This is a genomic window from Pontibacter sp. T17 (assembly GCF_057219875.1).
The window spans coordinates 16,860-33,209 of the sequence record NZ_JBXVVW010000003.1 but is presented as its reverse complement, the minus strand read 5'-3'; the positions used below and the strand labels follow the sequence as shown (position 1 = coordinate 33,209).

16 protein-coding genes are annotated in these 16,350 nt (G+C 62.6%); 10 read left to right on the top strand and 6 right to left on the bottom strand.

The window, feature by feature from the left end; genetic code table 11:
- Positions 1-249 precede the first annotated feature (249 nt).
- A complete protein-coding gene (locus AC2D8O_RS13355; RefSeq protein WP_484679343.1) occupies positions 250-774 on the top strand; it encodes a tetratricopeptide repeat protein in 525 nt (174 codons plus the stop codon).
- Positions 775-780: 6 nt separating this feature from the next.
- Here the strand turns inward: AC2D8O_RS13355 and AC2D8O_RS13350 are convergent, their stop codons facing one another.
- Both AC2D8O_RS13350 and AC2D8O_RS13345 read right to left on the bottom strand, forming a co-directional pair.
- Positions 781-1,275, bottom strand: a complete 495-nt coding sequence (locus AC2D8O_RS13350) for a hypothetical protein (RefSeq protein ID WP_484679342.1) — start codon at positions 1,273-1,275, stop codon at positions 781-783.
- Positions 1,272-1,772: a Panacea domain-containing protein gene (locus AC2D8O_RS13345; protein ID WP_484679341.1), complete on the bottom strand. Its 501-nt coding sequence runs from the start codon at positions 1,770-1,772 to the stop codon at positions 1,272-1,274. Before AC2D8O_RS13345 ends, AC2D8O_RS13350 begins: the two co-directional genes overlap by 4 nt.
- A 147-nt stretch (positions 1,773-1,919) precedes the next feature.
- Here AC2D8O_RS13345 and AC2D8O_RS13340 point away from each other — a divergent pair, with 147 nt between their 5' ends.
- The 3 genes from AC2D8O_RS13340 to AC2D8O_RS13330 all read left to right on the top strand — a co-directional run bounded on the left by AC2D8O_RS13340 (position 1,920) and on the right by AC2D8O_RS13330 (position 4,581).
- On the top strand, positions 1,920-3,089 hold the full coding sequence (locus tag AC2D8O_RS13340; RefSeq protein WP_484679340.1) for an OmpA family protein: 1,170 nt from the start codon (positions 1,920-1,922) through the stop codon (positions 3,087-3,089).
- Between the two features lie 51 nt (positions 3,090-3,140).
- The gene (gene purQ, locus AC2D8O_RS13335; RefSeq protein ID WP_484679339.1) at positions 3,141-3,839 is read left to right on the top strand and encodes a phosphoribosylformylglycinamidine synthase subunit PurQ; all 699 of its coding nucleotides are present in this window, start codon (positions 3,141-3,143) and stop codon (positions 3,837-3,839) included.
- Between the two features lie 85 nt (positions 3,840-3,924).
- On the top strand, positions 3,925-4,581 hold the full coding sequence (locus AC2D8O_RS13330; RefSeq protein ID WP_484679338.1) for a hypothetical protein: 657 nt from the start codon (positions 3,925-3,927) through the stop codon (positions 4,579-4,581).
- A 60-nt stretch (positions 4,582-4,641) separates the two neighbouring features.
- Here AC2D8O_RS13330 and AC2D8O_RS13325 read toward each other — a convergent pair whose 3' ends face one another.
- From AC2D8O_RS13325 to hemN, 4 genes are all read right to left on the bottom strand, one after another.
- Positions 4,642-5,112 (bottom strand): hypothetical protein, encoded by a 471-nt coding sequence (locus AC2D8O_RS13325; RefSeq protein ID WP_484679337.1) that lies wholly within the window; start codon positions 5,110-5,112, stop codon positions 4,642-4,644.
- Positions 5,113-5,176: 64 nt separating this feature from the next.
- Complete coding sequence (locus AC2D8O_RS13320) at positions 5,177-6,970, bottom strand: hypothetical protein (RefSeq protein ID WP_484679336.1); 1,794 nt, start codon at positions 6,968-6,970, stop codon at positions 5,177-5,179.
- Positions 6,971-7,042: 72 nt separating this feature from the next.
- Positions 7,043-7,354, bottom strand: a complete 312-nt coding sequence (locus AC2D8O_RS13315) for a hypothetical protein (RefSeq protein WP_484679335.1) — start codon at positions 7,352-7,354, stop codon at positions 7,043-7,045.
- A 113-nt stretch (positions 7,355-7,467) separates the two neighbouring features.
- On the bottom strand, positions 7,468-8,829 hold the full coding sequence (gene hemN / locus AC2D8O_RS13310) for an oxygen-independent coproporphyrinogen III oxidase (protein ID WP_484679334.1): 1,362 nt from the start codon (positions 8,827-8,829) through the stop codon (positions 7,468-7,470).
- 398 nt (positions 8,830-9,227) lie between these two features.
- Here hemN and AC2D8O_RS13305 point away from each other — a divergent pair, with 398 nt between their 5' ends.
- The 6 genes from AC2D8O_RS13305 (at position 9,228) to AC2D8O_RS13280 (ending at position 16,334) form a co-directional block, all read left to right on the top strand.
- A complete protein-coding gene (locus AC2D8O_RS13305; protein ID WP_484679333.1) occupies positions 9,228-9,506 on the top strand; it encodes a hypothetical protein in 279 nt (92 codons plus the stop codon).
- A 779-nt stretch (positions 9,507-10,285) separates the two neighbouring features.
- Entirely contained in the window at positions 10,286-11,140 is an 855-nt protein-coding gene (locus tag AC2D8O_RS13300; protein ID WP_484679332.1) for a heme/hemin ABC transporter substrate-binding protein, read from the top strand.
- 35 nt (positions 11,141-11,175) lie between these two features.
- Positions 11,176-12,243 (top strand): FecCD family ABC transporter permease, encoded by a 1,068-nt coding sequence (locus AC2D8O_RS13295; protein ID WP_484679331.1) that lies wholly within the window; start codon positions 11,176-11,178, stop codon positions 12,241-12,243.
- Positions 12,244-12,248: 5 nt separating this feature from the next.
- Positions 12,249-13,088, top strand: coding sequence for a heme ABC transporter ATP-binding protein (locus AC2D8O_RS13290; protein WP_484679330.1), 840 nt, complete (start codon positions 12,249-12,251; stop codon positions 13,086-13,088).
- An 11-nt stretch (positions 13,089-13,099) separates the two neighbouring features.
- Positions 13,100-14,185, top strand: a complete 1,086-nt coding sequence (locus AC2D8O_RS13285) for a hemin-degrading factor (RefSeq protein WP_484679329.1) — start codon at positions 13,100-13,102, stop codon at positions 14,183-14,185.
- Positions 14,186-14,222: 37 nt separating this feature from the next.
- Positions 14,223-16,334: a TonB-dependent receptor plug domain-containing protein gene (locus tag AC2D8O_RS13280; protein WP_484679328.1), complete on the top strand. Its 2,112-nt coding sequence runs from the start codon at positions 14,223-14,225 to the stop codon at positions 16,332-16,334.
- The last annotated feature ends 16 nt before the right edge of the window (positions 16,335-16,350 follow it).

The following is a 16,350-nucleotide window of genomic DNA, read 5'->3' as shown; positions in this document are numbered from 1 at the left end:
ACTTTGTAATTAGCCCCACCACCTGCTAGTATTGCCGCATGATTGGCTTCTACGTCATACAGCGCGCACGCAATAAAGGCACGTCATTTCGAGGGCGACGGAGAAATCGGTAGCCCAGAGTCTAATCATCGAGGCGCACCCCTCACCGTACATAGAAGCGTTCCAAGCTGCGGAAACTGCCTGCGGAGTGGGAACGGCACGGGGCGGCACTGGCGTTTGAATAGGATGTACCTTCTGTGTTTCTAATCCATGCCCATAGTTGCTGAAACCGCGTGGGTGGTGTTCTGGTGCTACGTGTGGTGGCTCATCTGGCGCGAGGCCAAACGCTGGCGCCTGTCGGACGGTCAACTGCGGGCTGTGCAGCACCTCGGCGAGGCCGAGCGCACCCTCCGCGAAGGCAACTACCGCCACACCCTGCGCCTCTGCACCGAGCAGATTCTGCACCCCGACAGCCAGAACCGCGATGTAGCCTATTGGCTGCGTGGCCGCGCCCACCTGCATCTGGGCAACTACCACCGCGCCATCGACGACTGCAATACAGCCATCGGCCTCAACGTGTGGCTGAGCGGTGCCTACTTGGTGCGGGCGCGGGCCTACGCCGCACTGAACCAGCCCGAGGCCGCGCTGGAAGACTACTCCTACGTAGTGCGCCTGAACCGCGTGGACGCCGATGCCAGCGCCGAATACGCCGCCCTGCTGCACCAGTTGGGCCACACCGCCGCCGCCGAGCAGGAAACACAGCGCGCCCACACCCTAGCCCTGCGCAACACGTGAGGGGAGCTAGGCGGCCTTTTCCACTTCTTCGGGAGGAACGGTATCGGTTGCGCGATTGAGGAAGGAATTCGGGTTGTGCTCGTCCTGGTGGTTTGTCTCCGTAGGGAAGAGGTACTTCACGACAATGAGCACCAGCCCAATAACATTTACGCCCACAAAGCTGATGAGGGCAATGAGAACACTGTCGGATATACCGATAAGCCAGATGGCATTGAGAATGATGGCAACCCCAAGAAACACCAGACTGGAGGCCAGAATCCAAATCAGATAGGCAGCAATGCGCCGCTTGAGCTTCAGGTCTTCGAGGCGGTCGTCCAGCTTGGCCGACTCCAGCTGAATACGCTTGGTACGCAGGTCCTTGATTTCTTTCAGGTACAGGGGCTCCGTTTTGGGCTGCCGTGGCTGATTGGCCGTAGCGGGAGCAGTATTCGTGTCCGTGATTCGGAGGGCGTCGTTCTGCAAATGACCTGCTTCTTCTTCCGGTGTCAGTGGCGCACTCATACGGCAATGGCTGTCTGTGTTGCCTGACTCTTGAAGTATTCCAGCATCAACGACTTGGGGATTACACGGTTCTGGCCGGTGTCGTCGCGTGTGAGATCCCAGGGGGTTCCGGTTCGGTAGGTCAGTTCGGCCAGTTCAAATGCAGATTTAGAGCCATAAATACGCCAAATGAGATCGAGAAACTCCAGTAGTTGGGGGTCATCGGTCTGTGGCAGAAGGAGGTTATCCCAGTTGCCCGGAAAGTTCTGGTAGAGCAAAAGCGAAAGCCCTCGGTATTTCCACCAGATGGAGGGGATGACCGGGCCTTGCTGCCAGGCCTCGAAATCGGCCTCGAACAGCGGCTGATGCTTGCTGTGCAGCGCCATGTGCCATCCTTGAGCAAAATAGAGGAGTTTTTGCAGCTTTGAAGGCGACATATCTTCTGCCTCATGGGCAAAAGCCCGCTGGAGAAAATAATACTCCACGTTTTCCAGACGCAGCTTCGCCTTCCGTGCCATATAATTCGAAACGGCAGGTGCAGCAGAATTGTGCGGGGATGCTAGCATATGATAAAGTGAAGTTACTATCATGGCCGTAAGCGGTTGACAGTTCTGTAAAACATTGCCGTGGGGAGCAATACCCGCTCCCCTCCCTATCTTTACTCCATGATTCGCTGGCTGTTGCTTCTGCTGCCGGTGGGGGTGCTGGGCCAAACGCCTGCCGCGCCCGCCACTACCCCGCAGCCCGTTGCGCCCTACAACTTCGTGCCCAATGGCGGCTTCGAGACCAAGGGCGACTGTCCCAACGACCACTTCCAGATTGGTCTGGCCACCGGCTGGCGCACCCCCAACAAAGGCACCCCCGACTACTATCACACCTGTGGCGTCAACGGCATGCACGTACCTGACAACCGCGTAGGCTACCAGAAAGCACACGGCGGCGAAGCCTATGCCGGGCTGTTTCTCTTCTCGTCGCTGCGGGAGCAGTACCGCGAGTACCTGGCCATCAAGCTGACCACCGCCCTCGACGCCAACCACTACTACCGCCTGACGCTGTACATGAGCCGCGCCGACTGGGCCGGTTTCGCGACCCGTGGCCTCGAAGCGGCCCTGCTGGCCGACCTGCCCCAGGCCGACCAGCAGCCCAAGCTCACCGACATTCCCTACACCCCCGTCATGGCGCCCGGCCCCCTCATGGACGAAAAGCGCTGGGTGCGCGTAACCGCCGAGCTGCGCGCAACCGGCGGCGAACAGTGGCTGGTGCTGGGCCTTTTTGCCCCCGACAAGCAGGTGCAGTATTACCAGACCCCCCAGTACGTGACCGGCGCACCGGCCAAGGGCCAGATACTGGAAGTGGGCGTGTCGTGCTACTACTACATCGACGACGTGTCGCTGGTGGCGTCGGAGCGGGCGCCCGAACTGGAGACCCTGCCCTTTCAGACGGCAGACCTGGACACGCGCCTGACCCCCGGCGTACGCTATGCCCTGCCCGACGTGCAGTTTGATCTGGACCGCACCGAGCTGAAGACGCAGGCCCTGCCCGTGCTGGAAGAGCTGTCGTACCAGCTGGAGGAACACCCCGACTGGCACGTGCAGCTGCTGGGCCACACCGACTCGCTGGGCACGGAAGCCTATAACCAGCAGCTGTCGCTGGCGCGGGCCAACGCCGTGGGCGCCTGGCTGCTGAAACAGGGCATCGCGCCCAGCCGTGTAACCGTGCGGGGCTTTGGAACCGCCATGCCGCTGGCCCCCAACACCACCGCCGAGGGCCGCGCCCGCAACCGGAGGGTGGAACTGCTGATTCTGAGAAATCCGGTGGGAGTGCGCCAGCCCTAGCCCGGCGGTTTGTACCTTTGCGGCGCACAGCCCCCCGCAAGCTCTTTCCGTATGAAATTCGGCGTCATCACTTTCCCCGGCAGCAACTGCGACCAGGACCTCATCTACGCCCTTGGCACCCTGCTGGGCCAACGCGTGGAACACCTCTGGCACAAGGATACCGACCTGAAAGGCTGCGACTTTCTGCTGCTGCCCGGGGGCTTCTCCTACGGCGACTATCTGCGGTCGGGGGCCATTGCGCGGTTCTCGCCCATCATGGCCGAGGTGGTGAAGCACGCCGAGAAGGGTGGCTATGTGATGGGCATCTGCAACGGCTTCCAGATTCTGACGGAAGCGGGCCTGCTGCCCGGGGCGCTGCTGCGCAACAGCGGCACACGCTTCATCTGCGACCACGTGCACCTGCGCCCGGCTCACCACAACAGCGCCGTGAACGAGCACCTGGCCGACCGCGCCTACAAAATCCCCATTGCCCACGGTGATGGCCGGTTCTTTGCCAGCGCCGACGACCTGAAGCGCATCGAAGACAACGGGCAGGTGATTTTCCGCTACTGCGATGCCGCAGGCAACGTAACGCCCGAGAGCAACCCCAACGGCTCGCTGAACAACATAGCCGGTGTGAGCAGCACCAACCGCCGCGTGTTTGGCATGATGCCCCACCCCGAGCGCGCCGCCGACCCCCTGCTGGGCGAAACCGACGGCCGCGACATGCTGGCCGCCCTGGTGAAGGCCGTTGGTGTAGTGACGGTATAACCGGCTGGCGGTTTGGTAGTTTTGTACTGACGGAATACCCTTTTTCATCCTTGCGGGGGCTTATTCCCTGTTTAGTTTTGTGGCTATGTATCAGCGCGTGCGGGCTTTGCCTGCCTCCCTCCTGCTAAGTGCGGCCCTGATGGGCGGCTGTGGCACCCCCGAAGCCACCGACGCAGACACCCCCGAAGCGCTGATGACGCCCGAGGAAACCCCAATGGCCGACAACCGGGCGGCGATTGACAGCTTCTACAACTCGATTCAGCACGACTACGAGCGCAACCCAGAGGCCAAGCAGGCGCGCGACTTCATCCAGAACCCGTTTGCCGACATCAAGAGCGAGGCCGACGCCAAGACCTTTGCGCCGTATACGAAAGCCATTCTGGCCCCCTTCGAGGTAGTGCGCACGCCCCAGCACAATGCCCACGACAGCACCCAGATTGACACAGTATACTCGCTGCGGTTTGAGGCGGGATCGGCGATACGGCTGTATCGGTCGAGCGCGAGCGGCGAATTTCTACTGATGAGCGCCGACCTGCGTACCAAGCGCTGCATTCTGAAAGACGGGCTGCGCGTGGGCATGAGCCAGGCCGAACTGCTAGAGGCGCTGGATGCCTACCCCCTGCACCGCACCGAATACAGCGACCGCGTGCTGGTGGACAATACCGAACTGAACGGTACACTGGTGTTTCTGCTGGACGAAGGCGTGGTAAGCCGCATCGTGTTTGAAGGCTACGTAGACTGAGGCACGCAGACAGCAGGCCGGGATTCGAAAACAGAAACGGGAGACTTACGTGGCTGACGATCAGCCGGTCATGCGGACAGCGAGATCGGCCCGGAGGAGGTTGCCGATGATCTGCACGACGGTATCGCGCCGGCCGTCGAGATACTCCACGTAGGTAAAGACGGTGAGGTACCCGGGCTCGAAACGGCGCGACATGTTGCGCGAAATCTTCATGCGGATAACGTTGGCGTCGAAGAGGTCTACCTCCAGAAACTCGTGGTAGGGGTAGTTTTCCTCGTCGTAGGGCCAGCGGAAGCGGGCCTGAAGGCGGCCGTTGACCTTGATGACCGTTTCGATGGAGCGGACGGTTCGTTCTGCCACTTCCAGTGGGCCAACGGGCAGAGGTTTGCCGTCCTTCGTGAGGCGCAAATCCTGTGTCCAGCCTTCTCCCTGGATAAAGTTCATCATGACAGTACGTGCGTCGCGCGTGGCAACGTCAGGGTTGATCGTGTGAGTGGTGGTATAAAACCGCCGTGTGGTTGATTCAAACATAAGGAATCCTTTGGTATGGCTGACAGGAGGAGACGCATGGTTCAGAATCCTTAACAGAATGGTCTTATCCGTACCACCGATTGGTGATACGTGGACCCACAATGGGTGTTGGCGCATCGGCAGTGCGGGCTAGCTGCTGCAACAGATATAGAGCGCCCTCATCGGCGTCAGGGCCATCGTCGTGGGCTCTGCTGCCCTCCTGAAAGGCGTAGAGCTGGTCCAGGCCGGTTTGGGTGTCGGGGTCAGTGCGGAGGGAGTCAGCATAGGCCGTGCGGCCCTGCTCCCATAAATGTGCCATCCCCTCTATGCGGTAGGCCTTTGGCGGCTTTTTACGGGTGTCGATACGCAGGGGCAGGGTGGGCGCACCCAGTGGCCGTTCCATCTCAAAGGCGTCGCGGAAAACATCCTGAATGAAGCCGCCTTCAAGCACGAACTGTATGGCGGCCTCGGGCGCAGCACGTGCCACCTCGGCGGCCAGAGCATGGCACCAGCGGGCCAGCTCGGCTGGCGGGGCCTGTCGCACGAATGCCCGCAGGTGGTGGTACTGCCCTTCGGCCGTAAGGCCCCAGAGCTTGGCGGCTTTGTAGTCGGCCTGGGGGCCGTGGCGGAAACTGGGGTCTATGTAACACACCAGCGCGCGATACTGCTGCCAGGGCAGGGCAGGCACCCAGCGCACCCAGTGAGGCTGAAACACACCCCCTTCGTCCACGGGCGTATTCAGGTATTCGCGGGCGAAGGCGCGATAGCCCATCTGCTGCTGACGCTCGCGCAGCCACAGGCCCTCGGGGCCGTACTTGGCAGGCCAGGTGGGCAGCCCTTCGGCATCGAAGGCGTCGAGGCGCAGACACTCGAAGGTGCCCCGGTCAGACAGCCGCGCCATCAGGCTGTTGCGGCTGAAGAGGTTGTTGGCGAAGACGAAGCGCCCACGGCCGACGTCGAGCGTACCGAGTACGTCCTCGATGAGCCAGCGGGTATACCGGTCTACGCGGCGGGGGTTCTGCGACAGCTGGGCGTGGTCCAGGTCATCGGCCACAATGTAGTCGGGCCGGTGGCTGTTGCGCCGGAGGCCCCTCGGGCTCTGCCCCATTCCCAGCGCCACAAACGACGCCCCGCAGGCGGTGGCAAACTCGCCTTTGGTCCAGTGACCTTTCATCGGAACGATATTGAAATCGGCCCGGAGCAGGTGGTTGCCGGTAAGCTCCTGCTGGAGGTCGGCGAGCAGGCGGCGGGCAGCCTTCTCCGACTTTCCCACCAGCAGCATGAAGCGCAGCTGTGTCGGTTTCTGTATCAGCAGCCAGAGCGGCAGCAGTACATCGGCATGTGTACTTTTGGCTGCCCCTCGAAACCACATCCACAGCCCTTTCCATGTCGGATTGTCGCGGACGGCATTGGCCGCCTGCACGTGCATGGGCGCCGGATCGACGGTAGCATAATGCGGAAAATAGCGCCGGAGGAAGGCCACATAGTCGTTGCGGTAGACATCGCGGGCGGCTTCGTCATCGGGTGGAAGCGGCGCGGCAGTAAGACGGGGCTGGTTGCGCTGCTGGGCCCGCAGACGGGCGAGGTCGCGCTGCAGGGCAGCCGTACCCGGTACCGACAGAGGTGCCCAGAAGGCAGCGAAGCGAGGCGGCGGAGTGTCGTCCACCAGTGTGGCATCGACGAACGGCGCGTCGGAAACGAAGGAAACAGGCGCAGTAACGGCCCCAACTGGCACAACGGCGCACCTTGGCACCCCACTCAGCGGGCCTGAAATGGCGGTTTCTGTTAATGGAATGGCGTTCAGCACTTCGGGTACTGGCGCTGGCGCACGGCCTGACGCAACGGTTGTTGCAACGGGAACGGCAATGCCAGTACGCACGCTGTCAGCAGGTTGGCGTGGCGGGTGTGCGGGCCAGGCATGGGAAGCAGCAGGCGTCGGCGACGCCACCCCCTACTGCTCGGCGGCCATCTGGGCCTCAGTGAAGCTCTGCACGGCCTCTACGCACGCGGCGGAGAGATCGGGATGCTCGGCGCTGACGTAGCCGGTAAACTGACGCAGCAGCTCGGACGCCGCCCCCGCCGTAAAGTTGGAACCATAGATATGGTGGATGGTGGCCATGTTCTTCAGACCGTCTATGAGCTGCTTGGGCAGGCCCTCGGTGCTGCCGGTTGCCACATGGTGCTCCATACACTCCACCTGGTATTCCAGCAGACGCAGCAGGCGGCGCTGCGTCTCTGGCGGCACGGGTAATCGTTTGACCATGCCGCAAGCTGGGCCACAGACTGCACGTGCACAAGTGCGAAGGGGCAAAGGTGTAGCCCGTACGTACCTGCCTGCCTGTGCAGCTTACCGATTTGCCAGCAACCAACTTGCCACTAGATGGAGCGGCTGAACACCGGTGCGTCGGCGGGTGGTGTGTAGCGGGGGTCGAGCGCGGCGGCAAGGTTACGCAGGAACGTACGACCCAGCGGTGTGACGGTAACGGTGTCGTCGGAAATGCTGCACAGGCCATCGGCGGCCAGTGGTTGCAGTCGCTGTCGGAGTTCATCGGAAACACCACCGGAATACCGACTGGCAAAGCGGCACATGAGGTCCAGAATATGAGACTCGGTATGCAACTCCTCGGAAGTACGCTCATGGCCTCTTTCCGCAGGTATCACCCCAGCGTTCACAGCCTCCAGATAGGGCTCTACATCCTTGAGGTTCTGCATCAGGGCAGTGCCGGTGTCGGAAATGCTGCTAGCCCCCAACCCGATGAGCAGGGGTGTGCGCGTGGGGGTGTAGCCCATGAAGTTCCGGTGCAGAGTTCCGTTGGCCTGGGCCAGTGTCAGCTCGTCGTCGGGCAGGGCAAAATGGTCCATGCCGATCTCGATGTAACCGGCTTCGAGCAGGCGGTCGCGGCCCATCTGTTGCAGACGGTGTTTCAGCGCGGCACTGGGCAGGTCGGCCTCGGTGTACCGGCGCTGGCCGGGACTCTTCCACGGCACGTGGGCATAGCTGTAGAAGGCAATGCGATCGGGCCGCATCTCCAGCACATGCCGGAAGGTGTCGGCCACGCTCTGCTCGGTCTGACGGGGCAGGCCGTAGATAAGGTCGATGTTGACGGAGGTGTAGCCGACAGCGCGGGCGTTGCGTACTACGTCCCACGTCTGCTCCACGGTCTGGGGCCGGTTGATGATGAACTGCACCATCGGATCGAAGTCCTGTACTCCCAGGCTCAGGCGCCGGAATCCTAGGCTGTAGAGCGTCTCCAGGTGGGCTTTCGTAGTGGAACTCGGGTGGGCCTCAAAACTGAAGGCAGGTGCGTCGGCCACCGGCAGGTTTTCCAACAGTCCTGCTATCAGCCGATACAGATGGCCGGGGGAAAAGAAGGTGGGGGTACCGCCGCCCAGGTGCAGTTCGTACAGGCGGGGCTGGGCCGGAAACTGCGCCCGGTACAGGGCCCATTCTTTCAGCACGGCGTCTACATAGGGGCCTTCAACGGCGTGGTTGACGGTGATGCGCTTGTTGCAGCCGCAGTAGGTGCACAGGGCCTCGCAGTAAGGCAGATGCACGTAGAGGGCGAGGGCAGGGTCAGGCGTCTGCCGGAAGACGTTCTGCACATGGGGCAGCCAGTCGGCGGGCGGAAACTGGGCGCGCGTCCAGTAGGGCACTGGCGGGTAGCTGGTGTAGCGCGGCGTGGGGCGGTCGTAGCGGGCCAGGAGTTCTGGCAGCGCAGTAGGTTGATTTTCAGACATAACAGCGGCAGTTGGAGGAGTGGCCGATGACGATTGCAAGGTTTGGCTGGCGGGGCTGTGAAAACATGAGGCGCGTCAGGAAATGGTGTGATTGTGGGTGGCTGATTAGCTGACGGCATCGTGAAACAGGGTTTTCAGCTGTGGCAGGGCGGTTGGATGCGTGGAAAGAAACCACAGCAATTCACATTGCTACGACAGGTAAGTTTCTGGCGGGTGCAAAAAATGGCGGTAGTGCGGCTCCCGCACGTCTAAAGCTAGACAAAACGGTTTAACACATTGTATTACAATACTTTACGACATATTACTTCAAGTGCCTGTTTCAGAATTGAGGGCTAGCCCGTGGTATGGTAGCGCTTCCGGCGGCGCGGTGCGGGCCAAGTTGCCCTAGCTTTGACACCATGAGCGAACGTGGAGTATTTGCACAGTTTATCCGCAACCGCGGCCTCAAGTCGGCCGTGTTCGAGCAGTTGCTGAACATCAGCCGCCACACCTGGATTACGCGTCAGCGCAACCCGACGACGTTCACCCGCTTCGAGCTGGAACGCCTGTCGAACTTCCTGAATGTGGACCTGCAGCAATTGATTACGCTGATCGAGAAGGACGCAGAGGCAATCCGCCGCGGCGATCTTGTCATTCCGGCGTACCGCCAGCAGCGCCGCAATCTGTTGGCCAGCTAGGCCCGCAGCCTTCCGGCTGCCTGTTCGTTGCCCATTCCGGCACCCGTGTCGGAGGTTCTGGCTATGTTTGCACTCCCCGATTCCGTCGGGGATTTTCCTTGCAGGGGTTTGAACACCTCTGTTCCCATACATGCCCGCGGGGTTTCCCGTGGGCTTTTTGTTGAAGCGCCTTTCAGCCAGCGAGACGATGCCGACCAGGTGAGGCGTTTCGCCTACATGCCCTTCGGCTGCCTTTTGCGACGCTCTACCCCGCCATCAAACAGACGCTGATCCGCGACTGGCTTACGCTCCTGCCCCTGCTGCTGACGGTCTTACTCGCTTTCGAACTCCAGCGCCGCCGCAAGGCGAAAAAGGCGGAGACTGAGTAGGGGAACAGGACTGGCCGACACCCCGCCCAGTACGTCATTTCGAAGGTCGGCGGAGCCTTCCTGAGAAATTGGAACACCCCGGTTATCGGGACTACCTGTGGCCTTCGCAGAAAACCTGTAGCCAGGCGGCTCAACTGCCACAACTGGTGCAACTCGCCCACTATCACCGCAGTGGCGTGCGCAGTTCGTGGCTGGCGTTTGCAATGAACGACCGTTGCAACTCAAACACCACGTCTAGCCGCCCCAGCAGGCGGTTGAACGCCCGCGACAGGTCGGCCACCGCGTCTTCACCAGGAATCTGGAACTGCGCCGCCCGCTGTAAACCCCACCGCAGAGCCTGTGGCGGGTTCTACCCTCCTTAAAATTTTCTATACTTATTTGGATTTAGTCCAGATAGTGTAAGTTTGCGGCATGTTCGCACTCCGCACACTTCCCATCTGCCTCCTTCTCGCGGCAACCGCCTGCACCCAAGCCCCGCGGCAACCCCAGCAAGCCCGACTCGTCGTCCTCGGTGGCGCCCTCACCGAAACCGTCTACGCCCTCGATGCTGGCAGTCAGGTTGTTGGGCTCGACGCTTCCGCCACCTTCCCGCAGGCTACCGCCAACGTGCCCAAAGTAGGCTTCTACCGCAGCCTCAATCCCGAAGGCGTACTTGGGCTTACCCCCACAGTGGTACTTGCCTCCACCGAAGCTGGCCCGCCCGAGGCCGTGGCCCAGCTTCAGAAAGCCGGGCTCGCTTACCACCCGTTTGCAAACCCCCGCCACCTCGACAGCACCCGCGCACTCATCGTCCGTATCGGTACCCTGCTCAATCGGCCAGCCCAGCGCGACAGCCTGCTGGCTGTTTACGACAACCAGCGCCAGCAACTCACCGACTTCCTCACCGCCCATCCCCAACAGCCCAAAGCCCTGTTCATCTACGCCCGTGGCGCTGGTACGGTGCAGGTGGCAGGCAGTGGCACAAGTGGTGCCGCCATGCTGGAAGCTGCTGGCATCCGCAACGCTGTGCCCTTCGGCGGTTACAAGCCCCTCACACCCGAGGCCGTCCTTCAAGCCGACCCCGACTTCCTCATTCTCACTCTTAACGGCCTTGAGAGCATCGGTGGCATGGAAGGCCTGAAGGCATTCCCCGGCATTGCGCAGTGCCGCGCCTACCGCGAGGGCCGGGTTCTGGCTTACGATGACCTCTACCTTCTCGGCTTTGGTCCCCGGGCGCCCCAGGCTGCCCTCGAGCTGGCACGCGCCACCCATCCCGACGCCCAATAAGCGCCACACCCGCCCCCGCTCCTGCACATCCAGCCATGCCCACCGCCACCAAACACGCCATGTTGCCCACGGTCCGCTTCCAATTGAAGCCTGTGCACGGCCTGCTGCTGCTGTGGGCGGTGGCAGCGCTGCTCTCCCTCACACTCGGAGCCGGGGGCCTTTCCCTCGCCGACTGCGGACAGGCGCTGCTACACGGCCTGGGCTTCGACACCCCAGACCTGGCACCCACCAAAGCGGTCATCTTCTGGGACATTCGCATGCCGCGCTTCCTGCTGGCCAGCCTGACAGGCGCTGCCCTGGCCATGGCCGGAACCGCCATGCAGGGCCTCCTTCGCAATCCGCTGGCCGAACCCGGACTCCTCGGCGTATCCAGTGGAGCGGCGCTCTTCACACTGCTGGCGCTAGTGGCAGGGGCTTCGGTGGCAACGGTACTGGGCGCGTTTCTGCTGCCGGTGTCGGCGTTCGTGGGCAGCCTGCTCATGACCGTGCTGCTGTTTCTGCTGGCCCGCTGGATGGGGCAGATCAACGGCGTGTTTCTGGTGCTGGCCGGGCTTGGCATCACCGCCTGCACCGAAGCCCTCATCGGCATCCTTGTCTTCTTCTCCGACGACGCCTCCCTGCGCACGTTCACCTTCTGGCGGATGGGCGGCTTTGGCGGTGCCACGTGGCTTACGCTTGCGGTTGCAGCCCCCCTGCTAGCCGTCGCCCTGGCGCTCTTGGTACGCATGGCCCCCAAGCTGGACCTGCTGAGCCTGGGCGAACAGGAAGCCGCCTATATGGGTCTGTCGGTCAGCAGGGTACGTACACAGGTTATCGTGCTGATTGCCTTGGCCGTAGGCACCTCGGTGGCTTTCAGCGGTCTCATCGCGTTCGTTGGCCTAGCGGTGCCGCACATGGTGCGCCTGCTGGTGGGGGCCAATCAGCAGCGCGTGCTGCCCCTCACGGCGCTCTCTGGGGCCGCCCTGCTGGTGCTGGCCGACAGCCTGGCCCGCACCCTCGTGGCCCCGGCCGAGCTGCCCGTCGGTTTGCTTACTGCCCTCATCGGTGCCCCTACCCTGCTTTGGATTGTCACCCGCGAGTTCCGCCGCACCCGTTTCGCCTGACACACATGCTGGAAGCCCAACACCTCTCTTTTGCCACTGCCAGCCGCACCCTCTTGCAGCGCCTGTCGGTCCAGATTCGCCCTGGTGAAAGCACGGCGATTGTAGGGCCCAACGGCGCGGGCAAATCCACGCTGCTGCGTTTGCTGGCTGGCGCCATGCCTGCCACCACCGGGGCCGTACTGCTGGACGGCAAGCCACTTGCCACCTACACCCCAGCCGAACTGGCCCGCCGCCGCGCCGTGCTCAGTCAGCAGGTGCTTCAGCCCTTCCCCTATTCCGTGGAAGAAGTCATCGGCATGGGCCGCGTAGCCCTGGGTACCAGCCGCACTGAAAACCGCCAGGCGGTGGAAGCCGCACTGGAAGTGCTGAACCTGCATCCGCTGGCTCGTAGGCCCTATCAGCAACTTTCCGGCGGCGAACAGCAGCGCGTGCAGCTGGGCCGTGTCCTTGCCCAGCTATGGCAGCCCACGCCCGATGCCAACCGCTACCTTCTCCTCGACGAGCCCACCGCCAGCCTCGACCTCCTGCAGCAGCATCAGGCCCTGCTCACAGCCAAATCCGCCCTGGGACCCAACACTGGCCTGGTGGCTGTGGTGCATGACCTCAACCTCGCTGCCGCCTATTTCGACCACATTGTCTTCCTCAAGGGCGGCATATGCCACAGCTGCGGCGAGGTGCACCAAACCCTTACCCGAAGCACCGTAGAGCAGGTCTTCGGCCAAAGCGTGCTGGTGCAGCCCCACCCCCTCAGTGGCCGCCCGCTTGTCATTCCCTGTGTAGGCCACTGCCACCACAGCCAGCCTAACACCCATTCTGTCTCCCATTCCCTATCCACGCCTTGCTAATCCCGTTCCTTATGAACAGCACCTTTCTGCCCGACCCCAACGCCCCCCTCGCTGAACGCTGGAAAGCCCTCCGCGAGGCCTCGCCCAGCATGCGCATACGCGAAGCCGCCATTGAGCTGGGTGTCTCCGAGGCCGAGCTCCTCGCCACCCAGATGGCCGAAGGCAAAGTGGTACGCCTGGCACCCCCCAGCTGGCCCGACCTCCTCGAAGCCTTCACCACCCTGGGCCGCGTCATGTGCCTCACCCGCAACGACGGCTGTGTCCTCGAGCACAAAGGCACCTTCGACAGTGTGGAAATCACCCGCGCCCCCCACGGCGACATGGCCACCGTCATCGGGCCCATCGAACTGCGCGTGTTCTTCAAACACTGGGGCTTCGCTTTCGCGGTTGAATCAGTAGGCCAGAACGGCAAGCCCATGCACAGCATTCAGGTGTTTGACATCAGCGGCACAGCCATTCTGAAGGTATACCTCCAGCACGACGGCAACCCCGAAGCCTATGCCGCACTCGTGGCCCGCTTCCGCGCACCTGAACAGACCGCCGAACTGGCCCTGCAACCCGTCCCCGCCCTCAAAATCGTACCTCTGGCCGAGATAGACCGCACCGCCTTCCTCGCCGAATGGGCCGCCCTGCAGGACACCCACGACTACTTTGGAATGCTGCGCAAACACAAGGCCGACCGCCTCGATGCCATTCGCCTGGCCGAAGGCACCTTCACCCGTCGCATTGCCATTGCTGCGCTGGAAGACGTGCTGCTGCGTGTGGCCGCCGAGCCCCGCCTTCCCATCATGATCTTTGCAGGCAACAAGGGCAACATCCAGATCCATCAGGAGGAAGTGCGCCATATCAAGACCATGGGCCCCTGGCTCAACGTCCTGGACCCCCACTTCAACATGCACCTCCGCACCGACAGCCTCGCTACCGCCTGGATAGTCCAGAAACCCACCCGCGACGGTGTCGTCACCAGCATCGAATGCTTCGATGGCGTTGGCGAACTCATCGTGCAGTTCTTTGGCCTGCGCAAGCCCGGCCTGCCCGAACGCGAAGACTGGCGCGCCCTGCTTGCTGAGCTGCCGTCCGACTCCGTTCCTGCCTGATTTTCCCCCTCGTTCTCCCATCCTGAACCCCCAGACAATGAGAACGTTTGTTACATTGTTTAGAATTAGTCCAGCTTTAATAGCTGCGCTGCTTGGCCCCTACGGGGGCTGGGCTCAGCAGCAAGCGCCGCCCGACTCGACACAAGCCCTGCTACTGGAAGAGCTGGTCGTTACCGCCACCCGCACCGAACGCCGGCTGGACCAGCTGCCCACGCCCGTTACCGTCATTACCGCGCAGGAGATACGCCAGCAGGGCGCCATGCGTCTGGACGAAGTGCTGGCCCAGCAGACGGGCGTCGTCCTCGTACACGACCACGGCACTGGTCTGCAGCTGCAGGGCATAGACGACGACTACATCCTCATCCTCATCGACGGCGAACCCCTGGTGGGCCGCACCGCTGGTACCCTCGACCTCAGCCGCCTCACCGTCCAGAACGTCGAGCGCATCGAGATTCTCAAAGGACCGGCCAGCAGTCTCTATGGCTCCGAAGCCCTCGGCGGCGTGGTCAATATCATCACACGAAAACCCTCAAGTGGGCGCAGCATCTTCTTTCGCAACCGCCTGGGCAGCAACCACACCTGGGACACCGGACTGGACGTCGGTCTGCGTGGCACCCGTACCTGGGCACAGGCCACAGTAAACCGCTACTCAACAGCCGGATACGACTTCAACCCACAGGCGCCCGGCGCTACGGTCTCCCCTTCCACCCACTACACAGCCGGGCTTAAGGTGGGCCACTGGCTCAGCGACCGGCTCCAGGCCGAGGTCAGTCTGCGCGGCTACACCGAGACCCAGCAGAGCGCCTTGGGCCTGGCCGACGGCTCACTGGTGCAGGGCACTGGCGAGGTGAAGGAATGGAACGTACGCCCGGCGCTCACCTGGACGGGCACACAGTGGAAACTCCGCGCCAGCTACTACGCTACTGGCTACCAGACCAACGAAGTGCTGCGCTATGCCCCCTCGGGTACGCTCTACGACGACACCTACTTTACCCAGACCTTTCAGCGCCCCGAGATGCAGGCCGACTGGCAGGCCCGGCCCAACCTGGCGCTTACCCTTGGCGCAGGCACCAACTTCGAGGCCATAGAGGCTACCCGCTATGACACCCGCCAGCGCCAGCACACCGCCTATCTCTACGCCCAGGCCGACTGGCAGCTGGTCAAGCGGCTGGGGCTGCTGGCCGGGCTCCGCTTCGACGCACCCAGCGCCTACCAGCATCAGCTGAGCCCCAAACTGGGCCTTAACTGGCAGGCCGCCAAAGCCCTGCGCCTCACGGCTTCTGTCAGCGCGGGTTTCAAGGCACCCGACTTCCGCCAGCTCTACCTCAACTTCAGCAACAGCGCTGTTGGCTACGCCGTTTTTGGCACCGCACAGGCCGCAGAACGCCTCCGCGCCCTTGCCGCCGCAGGCCGTATCTCAGGCTATTTTGTCGACACCACCACATTGGGCCAGCCCCTGCGCCCCGAGTCGTCGTGGGCCTTCAATCTGGGGGCCACCCTACAGCCTACCCCTACCCTTCGCCTGTCAGCCAACCTCTTCTACAACCGCATCCAGAACCTCATCGAGACGTACGCCATTGCCCGCCAGACCAACGAGCAGAGCGTATTCAGCTACCGCAACCTCAGCCGCATCTTCACCTGGGGCACCGAGGTGGACGCCGCCTGGCAGACACCCCTCAAGGGCCTGACGCTCAAAGCCGGATATCAGTTTTTGCAGACGGGCGATGAAGCCGTACTGGAAGGCATTGCCAACCGCCAGTATTACCGCCGCAACAGCCAGGGCGTCGATGTGCCCCTCAAGGCCAGCGAATACCGCGGCCTGGCAAACCGCAGCAGCCATACCGCCAACCTGCGCCTCACCTACAACAGCCCCAATCAGCGGTGGCAGGGCACCCTGCGGGGCATATACCGCAGCAGCTTTGGTCTGGGCGATACCAACGGCAACGCCATCCTCGACGACTACGACCAGCTGGCCCCCGGCTATGCTACCCTCGATGCCAACGTGGGCCACACCTTCGGCCGCTGGCTCACCCTGCTGGCCGGACTCGACAACGCCCTCGGCTACACCGACCCCACCAACATGCCCGCCCTCCCCGGCAGGCTGTGGTACCTCACGGTGCAGGTGCAACTGCCCCGCCTCAACCCCTGACACATTCCCAAACACC

What these genes read in the sequence shown, in the direction of transcription:
- purQ (WP_484679339.1), top strand. Translation starts at nt 3,141, where the DNA reads ATGAAATTCGGCGTCATCACTTTCCCCGGCAGCAACTGCGACCAGGAC.
- AC2D8O_RS13325 (WP_484679337.1), bottom strand. Translation starts at nt 5,112, where the DNA reads ATGTTTGAATCAACCACACGGCGGTTTTATACCACCACTCACACGATC.
- AC2D8O_RS13300 (WP_484679332.1), top strand. Translation starts at nt 10,286, where the DNA reads ATGTTCGCACTCCGCACACTTCCCATCTGCCTCCTTCTCGCGGCAACC.
- AC2D8O_RS13330 (WP_484679338.1), top strand. Translation starts at nt 3,925, where the DNA reads ATGTATCAGCGCGTGCGGGCTTTGCCTGCCTCCCTCCTGCTAAGTGCG.
- AC2D8O_RS13340 (WP_484679340.1), top strand. Translation starts at nt 1,920, where the DNA reads ATGATTCGCTGGCTGTTGCTTCTGCTGCCGGTGGGGGTGCTGGGCCAA.
- AC2D8O_RS13355 (WP_484679343.1), top strand. Translation starts at nt 250, where the DNA reads ATGCCCATAGTTGCTGAAACCGCGTGGGTGGTGTTCTGGTGCTACGTG.
- AC2D8O_RS13285 (WP_484679329.1), top strand. Translation starts at nt 13,100, where the DNA reads ATGAACAGCACCTTTCTGCCCGACCCCAACGCCCCCCTCGCTGAACGC.
- AC2D8O_RS13345 (WP_484679341.1), bottom strand. Translation starts at nt 1,772, where the DNA reads ATGGCACGGAAGGCGAAGCTGCGTCTGGAAAACGTGGAGTATTATTTT.
- AC2D8O_RS13280 (WP_484679328.1), top strand. Translation starts at nt 14,223, where the DNA reads ATGAGAACGTTTGTTACATTGTTTAGAATTAGTCCAGCTTTAATAGCT.
- AC2D8O_RS13295 (WP_484679331.1), top strand. Translation starts at nt 11,176, where the DNA reads ATGCCCACCGCCACCAAACACGCCATGTTGCCCACGGTCCGCTTCCAA.
- hemN (WP_484679334.1), bottom strand. Translation starts at nt 8,829, where the DNA reads ATGTCTGAAAATCAACCTACTGCGCTGCCAGAACTCCTGGCCCGCTAC.
- AC2D8O_RS13350 (WP_484679342.1), bottom strand. Translation starts at nt 1,275, where the DNA reads ATGAGTGCGCCACTGACACCGGAAGAAGAAGCAGGTCATTTGCAGAAC.
- AC2D8O_RS13290 (WP_484679330.1), top strand. Translation starts at nt 12,249, where the DNA reads ATGCTGGAAGCCCAACACCTCTCTTTTGCCACTGCCAGCCGCACCCTC.
- AC2D8O_RS13305 (WP_484679333.1), top strand. Translation starts at nt 9,228, where the DNA reads ATGAGCGAACGTGGAGTATTTGCACAGTTTATCCGCAACCGCGGCCTC.
- AC2D8O_RS13315 (WP_484679335.1), bottom strand. Translation starts at nt 7,354, where the DNA reads ATGGTCAAACGATTACCCGTGCCGCCAGAGACGCAGCGCCGCCTGCTG.